This window comes from Peribacillus asahii, from assembly GCF_004006295.1.
Classification (GTDB): domain Bacteria; phylum Bacillota; class Bacilli; order Bacillales; family DSM-1321; genus Peribacillus; species Peribacillus asahii_A.
On the sequence record NZ_CP026095.1, the window covers coordinates 1975572 to 1993915 of the forward strand.

At 37.6% G+C, this 18344-nt stretch carries 18 protein-coding genes and 2 riboswitches; of the genes, 11 read left to right on the top strand and 7 right to left on the bottom strand.

Annotated elements, in window-relative coordinates; genetic code table 11:
• Positions 1-41: 41 nt before the first annotated feature.
• The 8 genes from phaZ (at position 42) to BAOM_RS09605 (ending at position 7087) form a co-directional block, all read left to right on the top strand.
• Positions 42-935, top strand: coding sequence for an intracellular short-chain-length polyhydroxyalkanoate depolymerase (phaZ, locus tag BAOM_RS09570; RefSeq protein ID WP_127760081.1), 894 nt, complete (start codon positions 42-44; stop codon positions 933-935).
• A gap of 68 nt (positions 936-1003) precedes the next feature.
• Positions 1004-1118, top strand: a riboswitch (TPP riboswitch).
• Positions 1119-1234: 116 nt separating this feature from the next.
• Positions 1235-2971, top strand: coding sequence for a phosphomethylpyrimidine synthase ThiC (gene thiC / locus BAOM_RS09575; RefSeq protein WP_127760082.1), 1737 nt, complete (start codon positions 1235-1237; stop codon positions 2969-2971).
• A gap of 259 nt (positions 2972-3230) precedes the next feature.
• Positions 3231-3611: a hypothetical protein gene (locus BAOM_RS09580; protein ID WP_127760083.1), complete on the top strand. Its 381-nt coding sequence runs from the start codon at positions 3231-3233 to the stop codon at positions 3609-3611.
• 5 nt (positions 3612-3616) lie between these two features.
• Complete coding sequence (locus tag BAOM_RS09585) at positions 3617-3898, top strand: YwqI/YxiC family protein (protein ID WP_127760084.1); 282 nt, start codon at positions 3617-3619, stop codon at positions 3896-3898.
• On the top strand, positions 3898-5229 hold the full coding sequence (locus tag BAOM_RS09590) for a ribonuclease YeeF family protein (RefSeq protein ID WP_127760085.1): 1332 nt from the start codon (positions 3898-3900) through the stop codon (positions 5227-5229). The genes BAOM_RS09585 and BAOM_RS09590 overlap by 1 nt, the downstream gene beginning before the upstream one ends.
• 27 nt (positions 5230-5256) lie before the next feature.
• Entirely contained in the window at positions 5257-5964 is a 708-nt protein-coding gene (locus tag BAOM_RS09595) for a hypothetical protein (RefSeq protein ID WP_127760086.1), read from the top strand.
• 55 nt (positions 5965-6019) lie between these two features.
• On the top strand, positions 6020-6295 hold the full coding sequence (locus BAOM_RS09600) for a DUF4176 domain-containing protein (RefSeq protein ID WP_127760087.1): 276 nt from the start codon (positions 6020-6022) through the stop codon (positions 6293-6295).
• 84 nt (positions 6296-6379) lie between these two features.
• Positions 6380-7087, top strand: a complete 708-nt coding sequence (locus BAOM_RS09605) for a hypothetical protein (RefSeq protein WP_127760088.1) — start codon at positions 6380-6382, stop codon at positions 7085-7087.
• Between the two features lie 91 nt (positions 7088-7178).
• On the opposite strand, the gene BAOM_RS09610 is transcribed toward BAOM_RS09605, so the two are convergent.
• Genes BAOM_RS09610 through BAOM_RS09640 form a run of 7 tightly spaced genes read right to left on the bottom strand, consistent with a single transcriptional unit; the run spans position 7179 to position 14962 of the window.
• Complete coding sequence (locus tag BAOM_RS09610; protein ID WP_127760089.1) at positions 7179-7943, bottom strand: DeoR/GlpR family DNA-binding transcription regulator; 765 nt, start codon at positions 7941-7943, stop codon at positions 7179-7181.
• 19 nt (positions 7944-7962) lie between these two features.
• Positions 7963-9156 (bottom strand): saccharopine dehydrogenase family protein, encoded by a 1194-nt coding sequence (locus BAOM_RS09615; RefSeq protein ID WP_127760090.1) that lies wholly within the window; start codon positions 9154-9156, stop codon positions 7963-7965.
• Complete coding sequence (gene phnW, locus BAOM_RS09620) at positions 9153-10265, bottom strand: 2-aminoethylphosphonate--pyruvate transaminase (RefSeq protein WP_127762517.1); 1113 nt, start codon at positions 10263-10265, stop codon at positions 9153-9155. Before phnW ends, BAOM_RS09615 begins: the two co-directional genes overlap by 4 nt.
• 24 nt (positions 10266-10289) lie before the next feature.
• A complete protein-coding gene (gene phnX, locus BAOM_RS09625) occupies positions 10290-11075 on the bottom strand; it encodes a phosphonoacetaldehyde hydrolase (RefSeq protein WP_180319831.1) in 786 nt (261 codons plus the stop codon).
• Between the two features lie 22 nt (positions 11076-11097).
• The gene (locus tag BAOM_RS09630; protein WP_127760091.1) at positions 11098-12843 is read right to left on the bottom strand and encodes a putative 2-aminoethylphosphonate ABC transporter permease subunit; all 1746 of its coding nucleotides are present in this window, start codon (positions 12841-12843) and stop codon (positions 11098-11100) included.
• A 1-nt stretch (position 12844) separates the two neighbouring features.
• On the bottom strand, positions 12845-13867 hold the full coding sequence (locus BAOM_RS09635; protein WP_127760092.1) for a putative 2-aminoethylphosphonate ABC transporter ATP-binding protein: 1023 nt from the start codon (positions 13865-13867) through the stop codon (positions 12845-12847).
• 15 nt (positions 13868-13882) lie between these two features.
• The gene (locus BAOM_RS09640) at positions 13883-14962 is read right to left on the bottom strand and encodes a putative 2-aminoethylphosphonate ABC transporter substrate-binding protein (protein WP_127760093.1); all 1080 of its coding nucleotides are present in this window, start codon (positions 14960-14962) and stop codon (positions 13883-13885) included.
• Between the two features lie 314 nt (positions 14963-15276).
• Between BAOM_RS09640 and BAOM_RS09645 the strand changes: the two genes are divergently transcribed.
• From BAOM_RS09645 to bluB, 3 genes are all read left to right on the top strand, one after another.
• Entirely contained in the window at positions 15277-15768 is a 492-nt protein-coding gene (locus BAOM_RS09645; protein ID WP_127762519.1) for a PCYCGC motif-containing (lipo)protein, read from the top strand.
• A gap of 307 nt (positions 15769-16075) precedes the next feature.
• Complete coding sequence (locus BAOM_RS09650) at positions 16076-17299, top strand: MFS transporter (RefSeq protein ID WP_127760094.1); 1224 nt, start codon at positions 16076-16078, stop codon at positions 17297-17299.
• Positions 17300-17361: 62 nt separating this feature from the next.
• Positions 17362-17538, top strand: a riboswitch (cobalamin riboswitch).
• 68 nt (positions 17539-17606) lie between these two features.
• Entirely contained in the window at positions 17607-18263 is a 657-nt protein-coding gene (gene bluB, locus BAOM_RS09655; protein WP_127760095.1) for a 5,6-dimethylbenzimidazole synthase, read from the top strand.
• Positions 18264-18344 lie beyond the last annotated feature (81 nt).

Below are 18344 nucleotides of genomic sequence, written 5' to 3' on the forward strand. Positions count from 1 at the left end.
AGGGGTGTATTTAGCAAATAGTAGATGAGGAGATGAAGTGAATGAATAAAGTGGGAGTGGAACTGAAAAGAACGACTTTAGCAAATGGAGAAACATTAGGATACCGTGAAAGAGCAGGCGGAGATAAAGTGTTACTTCTTGTTCATGGAAATATGACCTCTTCTAAGCATTGGGATCTTTTAATCGATGTTATTCCTTCCTCTTATAAAATATTAGCTGTGGATTTACGAGGTTTCGGTCATTCGACGTATATACGTCCGGTTGAAAGCATCAAAGATTTTTCAGATGATCTCAAACTTTTTGTTGATCAGTTACAGCTGTCCGAGTTCAGTATGATTGGTTGGTCGACTGGCGGTGCGGTTGCAATGCAGTTTTGTGCGGATTATCCAGGGCTATGCGAGCAATTAATTTTATTAGCCTCTGTTTCAACGAGGGGATATCCAACGTTTGGCAGCCCGGACTTGACGAAACGACTGCAAACACAGGAAGAAGTCAGAAATGATGCTAAGACAATGGCTGTACAACAAGCATATGATATGAATAATCGAGACTTTTTGAAGTCTGTGTGGAATACTTTAATTTATACAAAGAAGCAGCCTGATGACAAGAAGTATGAGGAATATGTGGACGATATGCTTACACAGCGCAATCTTGCCGAAGTCTATCATACTTTAAATATTTTTAATATAAGTGATCAACATAATGGGTTGCTTCAAGGTAGAAATCAAGTGAAGGATATTCAAATACCTGTCCTTATATTACGAGGAAGTGATGATTTAGTGATTTCTAAACAAATGGCCGATGAAATCATGGAGGATTTTCATGGCCGAGCGGTTTTTAAAGAATTGGCGGCTTGTGGTCATTCTCTATTAATGGATAATCTGGATTTGTTATGTAATGAAATTGTTCAGTTTTTAGACAATAAGGTTCAATAGACAAAATTTCCAATATTCTCTTTACATGTCTATGAATTTATTCTATAGTAGTAGTAGAAAAGTTAATATTTTCGTACTAGGGGTGTCCAATAAGTTGGGCTGAGAGAGAAACACGATGAAGTTTCTTAACCCTCAGGACCTGATCTGGCTCATACCAGCGTGGGGAAGTTGTTATCTGCTTTTTTTATGGCTTTGTGCCGTTTAAAAAACTGACTACTACCGGGTTCTGTTTATACAGATCCCGGTTTTTTCATGCCGTTTGGGAATCAGATTTCGTCCTATAACTAAAGGAGGAATGGATGATGAGTGAACAAAAGAACGTCGTAATGACAAGTTTTCCAGCTAGTAAAAAAGTATTTGTAGAAGGATCCCAACCAAGTATAAGAGTTCCTTTTCGTGAGATTGAACAGTCTCCAACTGTGACAGCGCGAGGGGAAGAAGTAAATCTGCCCATCCGTGTCTATGATACGAGTGGTCCCTATACAGATCCACAAGTGAAGATTGATATTGAAAAAGGTCTATCATCTGTACGGAGCGAATGGATTCGTAATCGTGAGGATACCGAGGAATATATCGGGCGTGAAATAAAGCCTGAGGACAATGGCTATAAAAATATCAATCAAGGAAAAGAATTTGTCTTTCCTGGATTAAAAAGAAAGCCGCTTCGTGCAAAAAAAGGGAAAAATGTAACGCAAATGCATTATGCCCGTCAAGGAATCATTACACCTGAAATGGAATATATCGCATTGCGAGAAAATATGGACCCAGAATTTGTTCGTAAAGAAGTAGCGGAAGGGCGAGCGATTATTCCAGCTAATATTAATCATCCAGAAAGTGAACCAATGATTATTGGACGTAATTTTTTAGTGAAAATTAATGCTAATATCGGTAATTCTGCAGTAACTTCGTCAATCGATGAAGAAGTGGAAAAAATGACGTGGGCTATTCGTTGGGGAGCAGACACGATGATGGATCTTTCTACAGGGAAAAACATTCATACAACGCGAGAGTGGATTATTCGCAATTGTCCGGTTCCAGTTGGGACGGTTCCGATTTATCAAGCGCTTGAAAAAGTGAATGGTATTGCCGAAGATTTAACATGGGAAGTGTTCCGGGATACGTTAATTGAACAAGCGGAACAAGGGGTGGATTACTTTACGATTCATGCGGGAGTACGTCTGCCATATATCCCACTAACAGCAAAGAGAACAACAGGCATTGTATCTCGCGGGGGATCGATTATGGCCCAATGGTGTTTAGCGCATCATCAAGAAAACTTCCTATACACACATTTTGAAGAAATATGTGAAATTATGAAAGCGTACGATGTTTCCTTTTCATTAGGAGATGGGCTTCGTCCAGGTTCGATTGCCGATGCGAATGATGATGCTCAATTTGCGGAGCTTGAAACGCTTGGTGAATTAACGAAAATTGCTTGGAAACATGATGTACAAGTGATGATTGAAGGACCAGGTCATGTACCGATGCATAAAATTAAAGAAAATATGGATAAGCAATTAGATATTTGTATGGAAGCGCCGTTCTATACGCTTGGACCATTAACGACTGATATTGCACCAGGCTATGACCATATTACGTCAGCCATTGGCGCAGCGATGATTGCTTCATACGGAACAGCCATGCTTTGCTATGTAACACCGAAAGAACATTTAGGCTTGCCAAATAAAGACGATGTGCGCGATGGGGTAATTACGTATAAAATTGCCGCTCATGCAGCGGATCTTGCCAAAGGACATCCTGGAGCAGAACTTCGTGATAACGCTCTTTCAAAAGCACGATTTGAATTCCGTTGGCGTGATCAATTTAACTTATCACTTGATCCGGAGCGAGCAATGGAATACCATGATGAAACGCTGCCAGCAGAAGGAGCTAAAACCGCTCATTTCTGTTCAATGTGCGGCCCAAAATTTTGCAGCATGAAGATTTCTCATAATATTCGTGATATGGAAATGGATAAAGCGCTAGAAGAGAAAGCGGAGGAATTCCGTCAGAGTGGTTCAAAGATTTATCAATAATAGCATCAGCAAGCTTCTTTCTTTTGAAGGAAGCTTGTTTTTATAATGAATAGTTTCATAGATTTGGAGCACTTTGTCGATTCTATAAAAAATCAGCTTGGTTCTTTCTTCCTGTGAAATGTTTTTACTCTAACAGGGAATATGGCTCATTTTTGGCATATCCTTCATCAATAGCATTGAGACTTCTAAATTTTTTATGATTTAATAGATTGGTGAGAAACATTAATTATAGGATTCAATGGGTGAGGTGCTTAATGTCGTGTTCGATTCTTCGCTTTCCTCTTTATATAGTAAACTTGCTAAAAAGCAGGATGAGCTTCGACGATTACAGGAAATCATTCCAGAGCTAGAACAGCTTTATAATGATTTCGCCATAAATGCATTGGCTTGTCTAGAGCCGAGTTTAGCTGCTGATGCTTGGAAAGGGGACATAGCCAGTGATTTTGATGAATTTCGTAATAGAGAAGTGTATGATTCTTATAAACAAATTTTAGATGAGCAATTTCCACAACTTTTCTTGATCATTCAGTCAAAAATCGAGAGCTTATTGGAGGAAATTCAAGCTTTACATAAAGCAATTGCTGCAGCAGAGGCAGCAGCTCGGGAAGAAAAAGAAGCTAAGGCTTTACAAGGGAAGTGATGCAAGTGAGTAAGGAAATCAAAATTCGTTATGATGAAGTGGAAAAAGCACTGAATAAGGTACAAACATCGACTGGACTTATTCAGTTTACAGTACCATCTATTGAAGGCAGCAATGAATTAAATGCTGTAATAAAGATAACCGACATCAATAAAGATCTGGCAACGTTGGCTCAAAGCTATCAAGCTCTTTTACTGACAAATATCAAAGCTACTCAATCGTCTGTGGAAGCGATGAAAGAAACGGATGAGGTTATTTCAGCGAGTATCAAAAGGAGTCAAGTTTGATGAAAATATTAGACGTGGAGCCATTGGTTAGCGGAATAGAGGAAACAGTCAAAGGGATAGATGATCAGCAAGAAAAAATTACGCAATTATCTAAAGATGTGAATGACGTGATTAACTTAGGTGAGGCTTTTGAGGGAAAGGGTGCTGAAGCGATTAAATCCTTTTATCAAGATTGTCATGTTCCTTTTTTACTCTATTACAGCGAGTTTCTTAAAAAATATCGCCGTGTCCTGAAAGAAGCGGATAATGCATATCCGACAGTAGAGCCAAATAAAAAAGGATTCGTTCGAGAAAGCTTTTTGGAAGGTGAATTGAAGCAGGGCCTACGAAAAGTTAAAAATACGACCATTGATTTGGTAGATGAAGTCAATACACTAACAGCGAGAGTAGATGATATTGTAAACCTGCCTAAACTCCGCGATGATCACGTTATTATAGGAGTAGAGGATTCACAAAAGAAAATAGAAAAAACGATTGAGAACTTGAATATATTTGATGAAGAACAAACAAAAGCGCTGAAAGAAGTAGAAGAAGAACTGAAGCTTCTCATTGCATATGTAAAAGAACTAGAATCGAAGTTTAAGAGCGGAAAAGTCTCCATAGACAGCTTTAATAGCAAGCAATTAGAAAAAATGGACAGTTATCGTGATATGAAGAAAGAAATGGAAAAGGTGAACTGGACAGCTTTATCTACACCTTTTGGGAAACATGTCGTATTTGATGCCACAGCACCTTTTGCTTCCAAAGGGGCTACATTTGGAACGGTTTCAGAAATCAGTGCATTAACGGAAACCGTTTATAAGGTCAAAAAACATGGAGTGAGCATCGAAAAATATGATAGTGGTTTTAAAGTTATAAATGGCAAGTATCTAGATATGTCCGGTAAAGATTATAAAAATAGCTATATTGATTCTCAGGTTAAATTAGGGAATGGTCATAAATTAAAAATTGCTGAGCATGTGAGACCTTCAGCTGCTGTGAAAAGTGCCTTTATGAGTAAGCTAGGAATCGCAGGAATTACCTTATCAACGGGAGAGAATATTGTGAAAAATGTTCAGTCGAATGCTTCTGCCGAGAAAATTGTTGGAGATGCAGTTGTGGATGCAGGTATTGGGGCTGCGACATTAGCTGCCGGTGCTGTAGTTGTTTCAGCAGTTGTCGCAGGCGGTGTTCCTTTACTTGGAGCAGCTGTAATAGGATTTGGATTTTCTATAGCTAGTACCTATGTGTTGGACGGAATTAAGATTGGAAAAGATGAAAAGAACATTTCTGATAGTCTGAAAGATGGGGTTCAAAAGGGAATCAAAACGGTTGCAGGGTGGCTGAAGTAATAGAATGGAAAATAGGTGATTTAGTACATGTTAACAATCAGCAAAGATATAAAACGAAGAGATTTACCTGATCATATTCAGGAAGGATTAACCCCTTTTTCTACAGTGCAAATTAAAGGAATGATTTTTGCTTATACCTTCCTTCTTCTTGATTTTCTTATTATCATGCCACTCCTTTTTCCGGTTATCAAACCGATTCTTTATGTAACATTTCCTTTAATGGCCATGATTAATATTTGGGCAATCGCGCTTCTGATTAGAAAACCAGAAAAAACCGAAATGGAATCCCTTTTATTTATAGGTGGTTTAGGCATCATCGGATCATTTTGTTACTTTATGTTAATTCTTAAGTATTCGTATATGTTAGGATTTACATCACCAATTTATTATGTAATCTGGTTTATGATTTATGCAGCGTTGATTTATTTTTTTGTGCGTCAACAAATAAAAAAATATTCGTCTTTGGAAAAACAATCAGAGAAGAAAACACCGGCTTGGCAGTATACCTTGGTAAGTATATCAGTACCAGCAGGATATATTGTGGCACAATATGTAATGAGCTTTTCTCAATCAATCCTCCTTTCGATTATGATGTTGGTCTATTGGATTTTTTGCATCTTTTTTATTTTTATAATGGCTAGGTCGTTTCATAAATATTTTTTTATTAAGAAAAACATGCATGTAGCGTACTTTGCCAATAAAGAACTGTATCGGAAAGTAAGAGGATTGGATTGAGAGAACGGGCAGAAATGTAGGTTGAAAAATGTGAATAAAAAAGTGAGGATATAACATGAAGCAGAAATTAGTACCTAATGGTTCGATTGTAGTACTAGAAGGCGGGAATATAAAGTTAATGATTTACGGAAGAAAACAAATTCTGATGACGGAAGACAATCAACAGGGAACGATGTATGATTACTTAGCTGTCCCTTATCCAGAAGGCTATATATCACCGGAGTATACGTATGTGTTTAATCATGCTAATATCGCTAAAGTCATCTTTGAAGGATTTGCTAATGAAGAAGAGGAAGAGTTCCAAACTGTATTGGAGCAGGTTAAACAATAGGCTTCATTCGATATAAAAGGAAAAGGTGAGACACGACTCGCCTTTTTTATTTTGATAATACTTTAAAAATTAGGTGGTTCATACATGTTGAAAATACCACAACATAAAAGACTTAATCAATTACCAGGACATATTCAAGACCAGCTACAGCCTTTACCTGTTTATCAGATTAAATTTGTTATTGCAGGTGGTACATTTTTATTGCTGGATGCTTTTGTTCTTATCCCTTTGCTTTTTCCGCATATGAAGGCTTTTCTGTATGTCATTTTACCTTTATTAGCAGGAATAAGTGTATGGGCGATCTGGCTTTTGTGTAAGAAAGTTGAAGATATAGAATTGGATTCTGTATTATATATTGGGTGTTTAGGTGTAGTTGGTGCAATCTGTTATTTTCTCATGGCGCTAAAGTATTCTTTTATAGGCGGAATCCAATCACCAATCTATTATATTGTGATGTGTGTATTATTTCTCGCGACAGTCTATTTTTCTATACTTCAGCAATATAAAAAATATGATTCGATTGAAAAACGGCCAAAGAAGAACACACCAGCTTGGCAATATACATTGGTCCGTGTTTCCGTTCCTGGAGGGTATATTATTGCTCATTACCTAATAGGACTTTCTCCAACCATTGTTCCTGTTGTGATGACCATTGTTTGGTATAGTTTTTCTTATGTTTTTATTTGGCTGCTAGCGAACTATCTTCATAAATACTTTTTTATGAAAGAAAATATTCAGTTTGTTTATTTTTCTAATAAGGAATTGAATCGAAAAGTAAGAGGATTGAATTGAGAGAACGAGCGAAAATGTAGGGTGAAAAAGATAAATGAAACAACAAGAATCCCCCTCCTCAAGCGCGAACGCGATAGGTGGGGGAGGTTCATCAAATAATCCAGTTCATATCTTGTATATTCCAATCTGTTGGCATTGGGACATTCGTAATCAAATGGTCAATCTCTTTCAGTGATTCTATTTTGTAAGTTGCTTTTACATTAAGTTTGGTATGATCAGCAAGGACGAATGTTTCACTAGCATTGTGAATAAAAATCTTGGATAAAAGGCATTTCTCTAAATCAAAGCTTGTGATGCCTGTTTCAGGATGAACGCCATCAATGGCAATAAAAGCTTTATTCACGTAGAAATCTTTAGCCATTTTTTCAGCTAGTGAGCCAGATGCACGAAAATGTTTACTGTTCACATGACCACCGAGAAAAATTATATCTCCTGTAAAAAGTCCTTTGCTTTCATATTTCATAAGCATCGTCACGAGAGGAAAGGAGTTCGTAATGATGGTTACATCCAGCAAGTCAGTAAGAGAGGAGGCCATCTGTAAAGTCGTACTGCCTTCATCAATAAAGATGACATCACCTTTTTGAATGAGAGAAGCGGCTTTTTGGCCAATTTGTTTTTTCTCATCAATTCTTAGGATCTCACGTTCAAACATAGATGGCTCTTCTTCCGAATCTACTTTTATAGCACCGCCGTATACTTTTTTTAACTTATTTTCACTTTCTAAATCTTCCAAATAACGGCGTATCGTTTCTGTAGATACTTCGAAGTCTTTAGCTAAGTCATTTACTTTTACTTGTCCTTGACTTTCTATCATCTCAATAATTTGCTTTTTTCGTTCTTCTGCTAATAAAGACATCCACGTTACTCCTTGCGTTTTAAGCTAAAATGATTTCATCTTCTAAAGATTGTAATTCTTTTACTTCTTCTTGTACAAATATACCACGTTTTTCTAACTCCATAAAAATAGCTTGCGGGTTAAGAAAAGCTTCTTCTGGAATAATGACCCCTTTTTGAGCGATGCTTCCTTTGGCAATTAATTCAGTAGCAATCGCCATAGGAATGCCTACATTTCTTGTATAAGCGCGTAATCCTTCCCAGCCTTCAACAGAACCATCGGAAGCAGGGTGAGTATGTGTTAATGTGTGCTGATAGAACTTTCCATCTTTTGTACCGGTTACTTCTACATGAAGCGCATACCCGTACAATTTAGTCGTATTTCCTTTTTCTGATTGATATAAGTATTCACTGATACAATCCATAATTCCTACTTGTTGATCATGGATTGTAATTGTTTCGTTTTTTAAGAAACCGTAGTTATAAAGAGCACGTACAAGCTCCATATTTTCTTGCGGCCATGTTCCGCGTACTTCGATAAGTTGTACATCTTTGTTCTTCAGTGCTTTTGCAAGCGTCTTTGTTTCCGAATGAGGAATGATATATTGAACGGCTGTTCCATATGGCTCAGGCAGCTGAATTTCCCTCGGGCGGGCGAAAGGAGGGACTTGAATGAATTCACCGTTTTCATATACGACTCGCGTTGGCAAATTAGGATCATATTCATATGTTGTTGTTTCGGCAATGGATTTTGAAAACGCAATTGGACGATAAGAACCATGGCTTACACGTACTGAATGTACCGAATCTAATTGGTTGGCAGCATGCATCGCCATCATTTGTGTTAAGCCTGGTGTCATCCCGAATCCTGGTAAGCATGTTTTTCCTTGTGCTAAAAAAATCTCGTGTGAGTGATCTTCCTCACCAAAACCGTTTAAATTAATAGCATGACATCCAGCTTCAGCAATACAAGCGGTTGATAGTCCATTTAATTTAATGGTTGTTCCATCCATAACAATATCGTATCCGCGCATTTTCTCGACTGTTTCTTCATGGTCAAATACATTGACCTTCACAAAATCAACGCGAGAGTCATTCAGCCATTCGACAACCTTGCGGCCTTCTTCTTCATTAAAATCAGCGACTGTTATTTTTTTAAATGAAGAATATTGAACCAAATCTAATATCGCTTCTCGACATATTTTACCTGCTCCACCTAAACAAAATACTTTCATCGTACAACCGCTCCTTTTGCTTGTGTATTATTTATAACAGTTAATAAACGTTGGATATCGTGTATATGTACATCGCCAATATTTCCGATTCGGAATGTTGCCACTCGTGATACTTTACCTGGATAGATGACAAAACCTTGATCCTTCAATAATTGATAGAACGCAGCGAAGGAAAATGCCTCTTCTGGATAGAGAAAAGAGGTGATAATAGGTGATTGGTACTCCTCTTTTATCAATGCTTGAAAGCCTAGTTTCTTCATTCCTTGAACTAATAATTTTTGATTTTGCTGATAGCGTTCGTAGCGAGCTTGAATTCCACCTTCTGCTTCAAGCTCTACTAAAGCTTGATAGAAGGCTCGTACTACATGGGTAGGGGAGGTAAATCTCCATTTCCCATTATACTTTTCCATCGTTTCATGTTGATCATATAAATCTAGTGATAGAGAACGAGCATGACCTTTGCATTTGGCTAATTCATCTTGTTTAGCAATAACAAATCCAAACCCTGGAACGCCTTGGATACATTTATTAGAACTACTAATAAGAAAATCAATTTGTAGTTCGGACACATCTAATGGAATACCTCCAAAGCTGCTCATTGCATCTACAATTGTGATTTTGTTATATTGCTTCGCAAGCTGACATGCTTCTTCAAGTGGATTTAGAATTCCTGTCGTCGTTTCACAATGAACCATCATCACATGAGTGATATCTTGGTGTGATTGAAGAAGCTGCTCCATCGTGTCTAATGCAATCGGCTCTTGTTCATTTGCTTCGGCAATCACTGTTTTAATTCCTAAATAATCACATATTTGAGCGATACGGTTACCGTATACACCGTTTGTAGCAATTAATAATTTACCGTTTGATTTGGGTAGAACGGTTCCAATTGTAGCTTCTACCGAAAATGTGCCGCTTCCTTGCATAAGAATTGCTGTGTATTGCTTTGGATTTTTCGTTGCAAGTGTAACCAGCCGATGACGCACTTTCTGTACAAGTTCATTGTACTCATCATCCCATGTACACCAATCTCGCATCATTGCTTCACGAACAGAATCTGTTGTTGAAAGGGGGCCAGGTGTTAAAAGTAAGTACGGATTTTTCATTATGAATCTCTCCATTTCTTTTTTCGTTTATTGTTCTAATTGTTCAATGATTTGATCTAAATCTGAAATACAATCAATAACAAAATCAGCTCCTGCGCCAAATAGGCGCTTACGAACGGTTTCCATTCTTTGTTGTAATTCTGTTTCAGTCATTTGCTTAACTTCGTCTTCTGAAAGGGCAAGCTCGCTGCTTCCTAGTACAACACCTACTGTCCACATGCCAGCGTTTTTTCCTTCTTTCATATCTGTTGTCGTATCTCCAACCTTGATCATACGGTTCATTGGATACACATTTAATTCCGTTGCATTGGCATAACACATCCAAGGAAATGGGCGACCAGCTTTCACATCATCAGCTGTGAAATAGCAGTCAGGCGCATATCCATTTTGCTTAGCTCTTGGAGCAACAATCTCCATCATGGCTTTCGTATACCCGGTAGTTGAACCAATTTTGATGCCTTTTTCTCTTAAGCGTTCTACTAATTCGATTGCACCTGGAATAGGGGAGGTGAAGTCTGGCAGCAAGCTAAATAAGATTGATTCAAAATCATCATTCATTTCAATAATGTCTTTTTCAGTAGGCTCTGTGCCGTGAACACGAATCCACTCAGTGCGAATACGTGGCATAGCGCAAAGGGAACGTATGTGTTCGATTTTCAACATTCCCATCGGTTCTCTTGCTTCATCGACCGTAATGGTGACTTGACGTTTACGGAAAATTTCTAGAAATGCTTCAAGTGGGGCAAAGCACCCGTAATCAATCATTGTGCCTGCCCAGTCAAATACAACTGCTTCGATTTTATTCATGTTCATCTTCATCTTTCCTTTCATCTCATCATTTATTTTGCCATTTGTTATTTTTCTTGCGGAGGATCTTCGTTACGCTTTCATACAGAACTCTTACAATAATATTTGTTGCGATAATTAAAACACTCATGGCAGCAGCTGAGGCTAAATTCCCCGCGTCATCCATATTTACAATCGAGATGGCGGCCAGTTTGAAGTCGGCTGTATATAAGAAAATAACAGCAGATACAGTTACCATCGCATTAACAAAGAAATACATAGTCATTTCCAGCACAGCCGGTAAACACATCGGCAGTGTAATTTTGAAGAACGTTTTATAAAAAGGAACACCCATTGACTCTGATACAAGTTCAAATTCACGGTCTAGCTTTTTTAATGCAGTTGTAGCTGTCACATAAGCAACCGAGTAAAAGTGAAGAATGTTGGCGATCACAACAATCGCAATTGTTCCGTATAAAAAGTTAAGAGGGTTCGAAATAGTGAAACCTAATACGTTTATTTCAGGTTGGCTAAAAAAGAACACATAACTTAATCCAATTACAAGACCTGGAATTGCAAGTGGAACGATTGAAAGAAAGTGTCCAAGCTTTCTCAAGCCCATCATTTTTCGGATTTTTTCAATAGCATAAGCTGATATAAACGTAAAGATCGTTCCAAATACAGCAGTTAATGCAGCAGCTATTAAACTGTTTTTATAAGCAGTAAGTCCATCTCCTGTATAGCTTTTAAGTTCAAAATGCTTCCATGTCAGACTCATATCATACGGCCATACTTTGACGCTTGCAGCTAATGCAACGGCTGCAAAAATTGCCATAATACAAGCTGAAACAAGGAAACAAAACATCAATGAAAGCATGTCTCTTTTACGATTTTCACTAATCTGATAGGGAGCAGACTTGGAAGAAATATAGCTTCCTTGTTTGCGTTGCGTCATCTGATCGACGAGAAAAGCAACTAGAGCTGGTAAGATCAAAATGATTCCTACCGTTGCCCCCATTTCCATTTTTTGCTGACCGATGACTTGCTTGTACACATCCGTTGCAAGTACGTTATATTGGCCTCCAACGACTTTAGGTGCACCATAATCGGTAAAACTAAGTGAGAAAACAACAAAGATCGCACTAATTAAACCGTATTTCACACTAGATAGAGTGATGGTCATAAATTGTTTTATTTTATGAACACCCAACGTATTAGCTGCTTCATATAATCTGTAATCTGAGCCATTTAACGCCACAAGCATGATTAAAAAGGCTTGTGGAAACGTATAAATAACTTCCGCCATAATGATTCCGATTGGTCCATATAAATCAATGTTGAACCCGGGAATGGCTCCGAAGAAACCCGTTGTAATCAAACCTTGGTTTCCGAATAAATACATAAGTGCAATTCCATGCATCATGGTTGGAGCAAATAGAGGCAAGAGAGCTGCAAAATGAAAGAACGCTTTTCCTTTTATATTTGTTCTTATTAAGCAATACGCATAAACGAATGCCAATGAAACAGAAATGACAGTTGTCATTGATGCAATAAAGAGTGTGTTTTGCAAAGATTGAACTAAAGATGGCGTTGAAAAGTAATGAATAAAATTATCCAAACCAACAAAAGTTCCATCTTCATGTTGAAATGCTTTTGTAAATAGTGTTGCTAATGGTAAGACTAATACACCAAGAAAAATGAGAATAATAGAGAGAAGGAGGGAGCGTTGTATCCAATCATCCTTATGTATTCTGTTCCTTGATTCGATGCTATTTGTCTTACGAATGACATCCATATTAAACAACCACCTGTCCTTTATAAGTAAGGATTCTTTCCGCTGGCAATGAAATATGGGTGTTCACGCCTTTTGAAAGGTTAAATGTATGCACATCATGAGTAGAAACATCTACTTTAATAGATCTGCCATACAAGTAAGAAGAAGAATCTATAACTTTAAATTGAACGCGATAGATTGGCCCGCGAAACTCAATTTCTTCTACTTTTGAAAGAATGCCTTCTTTATTGGATAAGCGGATATGCTCAGGTCGAATGGCAAATGTATTTTCAACATCTCGAGTAGGTTCGGCATTCTCCCAGAAGTTAATTGAACCAATGAAATCGGCAATGAATGGATTAGCAGGTGTTTGATACACTTCTTGCGGTGTTCCGATTTGCATGACTTCTGCATTATTCATAACGACGATTTTATCTGCCATCGATAATGCTTCATCTTGATCATGTGTCACCATAATGGTTGTAATTTGAAGCTTTTCTTGAATCGAACGAATTTCTCTACGCAGCTTTTCGCGCACTTTGGCATCAAGAGCAGAGAGAGGCTCATCAAGAAGCAAGAAATCCGGTGATAAAGCAATGGCACGTGCTAATGCAATCCGTTGTTGCTGACCGCCTGACATTTGAGCAGGATATTTATCTTTTTGCTTTAGCAAATCTACGAGGGCGAGTGATTCTAGAGCTTTTTCTCTTGCCTCTTTTTTATTGATTTTTCTTGCTTTTAATCCAAATTCAATATTTTGCAAAGCTGTTAGGTTAGGGAAGAGGGCATAAGACTGGAATACAATGCCGAAATTCCGCCTAGCAGGCGGCAGCGTCGAAATATCCTGACCATTCATAAAAATACTTCCAGTAGTCGCTTCTTCTAAGCCGGCAATAATTCGAAGCAGCGTTGTTTTCCCACATCCACTTGGCCCTAGTAAGCAAACAAACTCTTTTTTGTTAATATCGATAGAAATATCATTTAAAGCTGTAAATGAACCAAATTGTTTATGAATTTGATCGATTTTTAAATAGGGATTAGTCAAGGTTACAACTCCTTTTTATTCTTTCGGTTCGGCTTTTTGGCCATATTGTTGTTCCCATTTTTCTAGGATCGTGCTTCGGAATTCTGCAGCCCATTTTAAATTATTGTCTGCATACATTTTCTCTTCGACACCCTCTGGAAATGCTTCGAGCTGTTCAAAATTATTTTTCATCGTAGAGAAGCCATTCGCTTCATAGTATTTTTTCATTACTTCATCAGAAATTGCCCAGTCAAGGAATGCTTTCGCTAATGTGTCGCTTTCTTTGTCTTCTTTTTTAATTAGGGCGTTGGCTTCCACTTCCCATCCAAGACCTTCTTCAGGCAAGATGATTTCTACCGGAGCACCTTCTTGTTTTTGCTTCACACCGCTGTATACTAATGAAACGCCAATTGGATATTCGCCAGAGGCTGCAAGTTTGGCTGGTTTAGAACCAGAGTGTGTATAAGTTCCAATATTGTTATGTAATTTTGTCATGTAGTTCCAGCCTTTTTCGTCTCCCATCATTTGTAGCCAAGCAGAGACAGTCAAAAATCCAGTGCCGGAAGAAGCGGGGTGAGGCATTACAATTACTCCTTTATATTCTGGTTTTAATAAGTCTTCATACGATTTCGGAATAGCTAATCCTCTTTTTTTCAACTCTTGTGTGTTCACGACAATTCCTGTCATGAAGGTCGTGTTTCCAACCCATTTTTCTGGCTGTAAATTATCTTTATATTGCGGAAGAATTTTATTACTGTCTTTTGGTGTATACCCTTCAATCATGTCTTTCTCATCTAATTCTAGTAAACTAGATGCCGCCGTTCCCCAGACTACATCAGCTTCTGTATTTTTCCCTTCTGCAAGCAATTTAGCGGTAATGATTCCTGTAGAATCTCGCACAATATTCAAGTCAATCTCTGGATATGTTTCCTCAAATGTCTCTAAATACTGTGGAATCAATTCTTCTTCTATTGCTGTGTAGACGGTTAATTCTCCTGATAAATTGCTTGATTTTCCATCTTTTGTTGATGTGGTATTACTAGTTTCTTGTCCGCATGCTGTTAACATAAATGCACTTGATAAGACCAAGCATGTTTTAAAAATATTGTTTTTCATTGTTTTTACTCCTTTTTATGTATTTATTCCTATGAATACAATATAAAACCACATTATTAAGGTGGTATTAATTTAAAGTAAATGAATATTAAGAATATGGCGGAATATTGTTTTTATATGAAAAAGAGGTAATGAGAGATTTTGAATAAGACAGGTTATGAACTAATAGAATAGGAGGTTGGAGGAATAAGTAGTAGTGAAGAATCCTATCAATTGAATGTTGATAAATTTGTTTTAAGAAAACATTAACTTTGAAGAAACTCCTCTTTTTCTAGTAAAATAAGAAAAACCAAATTTTTCTAGAGGTGTATATGATGAGATGGAAAAAAACAATGCTAACGTTTGGAATTTGTTCTACCTTATTACTTGGAGCTTGTTCTAGTAAAGAAGAAAGTCATGATAATCATCCAATTCATACGGAACATACAGATTCAGGTGATATTCGTGAAGAGACAAGCGGGGTAGAACAAATGCCTGAATTTCTAGCAGATAAATCAGAAGATATGCAGACAATCTATGTAGCTGCTGCTAAACATCAAAAGCTATTAGAGCAAATCCCCTGTTACTGTGGATGTGGGGAATCGGCCAATCACAAAAACAATTATGACTGCTTTGTGTTTGAAAACAAAGAAAGCGGAGCTGTTGTCTGGGATGATCATGGGACTAAATGTGGTGTCTGTTTAGAAATTGCCGCTCAGGCAGTAGTTGATTTTAACAACGGAAAAACGGTAAAAGAAATACGAGAAGCGATTGATCAACAATATGAAGAAGGATATGCAAAGCCAACGGATACGCCGGAAGTGTAAAATTATTATTAATTTAGTAAAAAATGCATTGAAAAAAATAGGGAAAAACTGTAATATAAGTACATCATAAATCGAAAGGGTGACCGTAGGACGATGATTAACTAATCCTGTTTTGAAGAATAGATTCGTTATATAATACGAAGTTATTTTTGAATGGGATTAGTCTGTACTTTAAAAAAATCATTGAAGTTGTAGTACATGGTGTACTACGTCTTTTTCCATGGTTTTAGACGACCTTCTATCCAAAAATAACGGATGGGAGGTTTTTTGTTGTCTCCCATAATCATTAATAGAAAAGGGGACTGTTATGTCACAATTATTGAAAAATCGATTTGTTCAAGCGATTTTCCTATCCGCTTTGTTTCTTCAAATAGGCATTTGGGTGAGGAATTTTGCGATTTTGTTATTTATTATGGAAAAAACAAATGGAAATGCTTTTGCTGTTTCCATGATCTCTGTTGCTGAATTTGCTCCGATTTTTATTTTTTCTTTTATTGGCGGGACATTTGCTGATCGTTGGCGGCCAAAAAGAACGATGGTATGGTGTGATATATTAAGTGCTATTTCGGTTTTTGCGGTAGTTCTCACACTAGTGTTTGGTTCTTGGCATATTGTCTTTTTTGCTACATTGATTTCGTCGATTTTATCGCAGTTTTCTCAGCCGTCGGGGATGAAACTATTTAAGATGCATTTAAGCCCGGAATTGCTGCAGTCAGCGATGTCGATTTACCAAACGATTTTTGCTGTCTTTATGGTGCTTGGGCCTGTTCTTGGTACGATGATTTTCCAACAATTTGGAATCGTTGTGTCGATGGTTGTTACAGGAATAGCCTTTCTTCTTTCTGCAGTGATGCTTCTATTCATTCCAGCTGACCATAAAACAGAGGATGAACAAAAAGCTACAACGTTACTTGAAGATATGAAAAGCGGAATTCGTTATGTTCTTGCTAAAAAGGAATTGAAGCTACTTGGAATTTGTTTTATGGCTGCAGGACTTGCAATCGGACTTATTCAACCTTTAGCCGTTTTTCTTGTAACAGAACGATTAGAGTTAGCAAAAGAAAATTTACAATGGCTGTTAATGGTGAATGGAATTGGAATGATATTGGGGGGAGCGGCTTCTGTTATATTCTCTAAATCTCTTCTTCCGCAAAAGCTTTTAGTAATCGGGATGCTAGCCAATGCAATTGGGATGAGTGTGATTGGCTTTTCAACAGACCTTACATTAACTCTTGTCGCTGAATTTGTGAACGGATTTTTCCTCCCATGTATTCAAGTCGGCATTAATACGATGATTTTACAAAACACAAAATCAGAATTTATTGGAAGAGTGAACGGTACGTTAAGTCCGCTTTTCTCTGGAGCGATGGTGTTAACAATGAGTACTGCTGGTATTTTAAAAGAAATGTTTTCAATTATTATGATCTTTGAAGTAGCAGCGATTCTATTTATTATCGGGCTTTTGTTTATTCTACCAATCTATAACATGCAAGCATCAGAGAATGTTGAAGGAATGTTATCAAAAGAGTAAAATCTTGACTTATTATATGAGTCATGGTAATTTAGTTTCGGATAACAATAGTATTAGACATATTATCTAAACGCCATATTGGTGCTTCCATGTGGAAGAGAATAGGGAAATCGGTAAAACGATGCGGAGCCCGCCACTGTAGTTGAGGAGTCGCTGTCATAGCCACCGGATTATTTCCGGGAAGGGACAGACTGACGTTGAATCAGAGCCAGGAGACCTGCCAGTATTGGATGTTCTGAGATTTGGCAAATTCTCAGCCTATTTAGGCTGGGAATTTTTTTATTGTCTAAAAATTGGAGGGATTAGTATGAATAAGTTAAGTGAAGAAGAAAAAAGTGGAGTCTATAAAGCGATTTTTAATCGAAGAGATATTCGGACCTTTTTACAAACACCAATTCCGGATGAAACATTATATAAACTATTAGAAGCGGCTCACAGTGGCCCATCAGTTGGATTTATGCAGCCATGGAATTTTATCATTATTAAAGATGACGAAACAAAGAAAAAGCTAGCTGCGATCGTTGAAAAAGAACGACGCGCACTCGCCATTCATTATGAAGGAACGGACCGCGAGTTAACCTTTTTAGATTTGAAAATTGCCGGAATTCTTGAAGCACCTGTCACAATTTGTGTAACATGTAACCCATTCAGTGCCGGTGACCATGTACTAGGAAGAAACTCGATTCCAGAAACGGATTTAATGTCCACAAGCTGTGCCATCCAAAACATGTGGCTTGCTGCCTATGCAGAAGGACTAGCAATGGGCTGGGTGAGCTTTTATAAAAAAGCTGATGTCAGAACGATTTTGAATATTCCCTATCATGTGGACCCAATCGCCTTACTTTCCGTTGGTTATACGGAAAATTATCCAGATCGACCTTTGCTAGAGATCTACAATTGGGAAAAGCGGCAACAATTGGATGGATTGATTTTTGAGGGGGAGTGGGGAGGTCGCTCTAAATAAGTCAATGACTATGTATTTTGTAAATAGATAAGTGTATTTATAATGATATTCGTTGAAAGTTTAAGAGGGGAATCCTGTTGA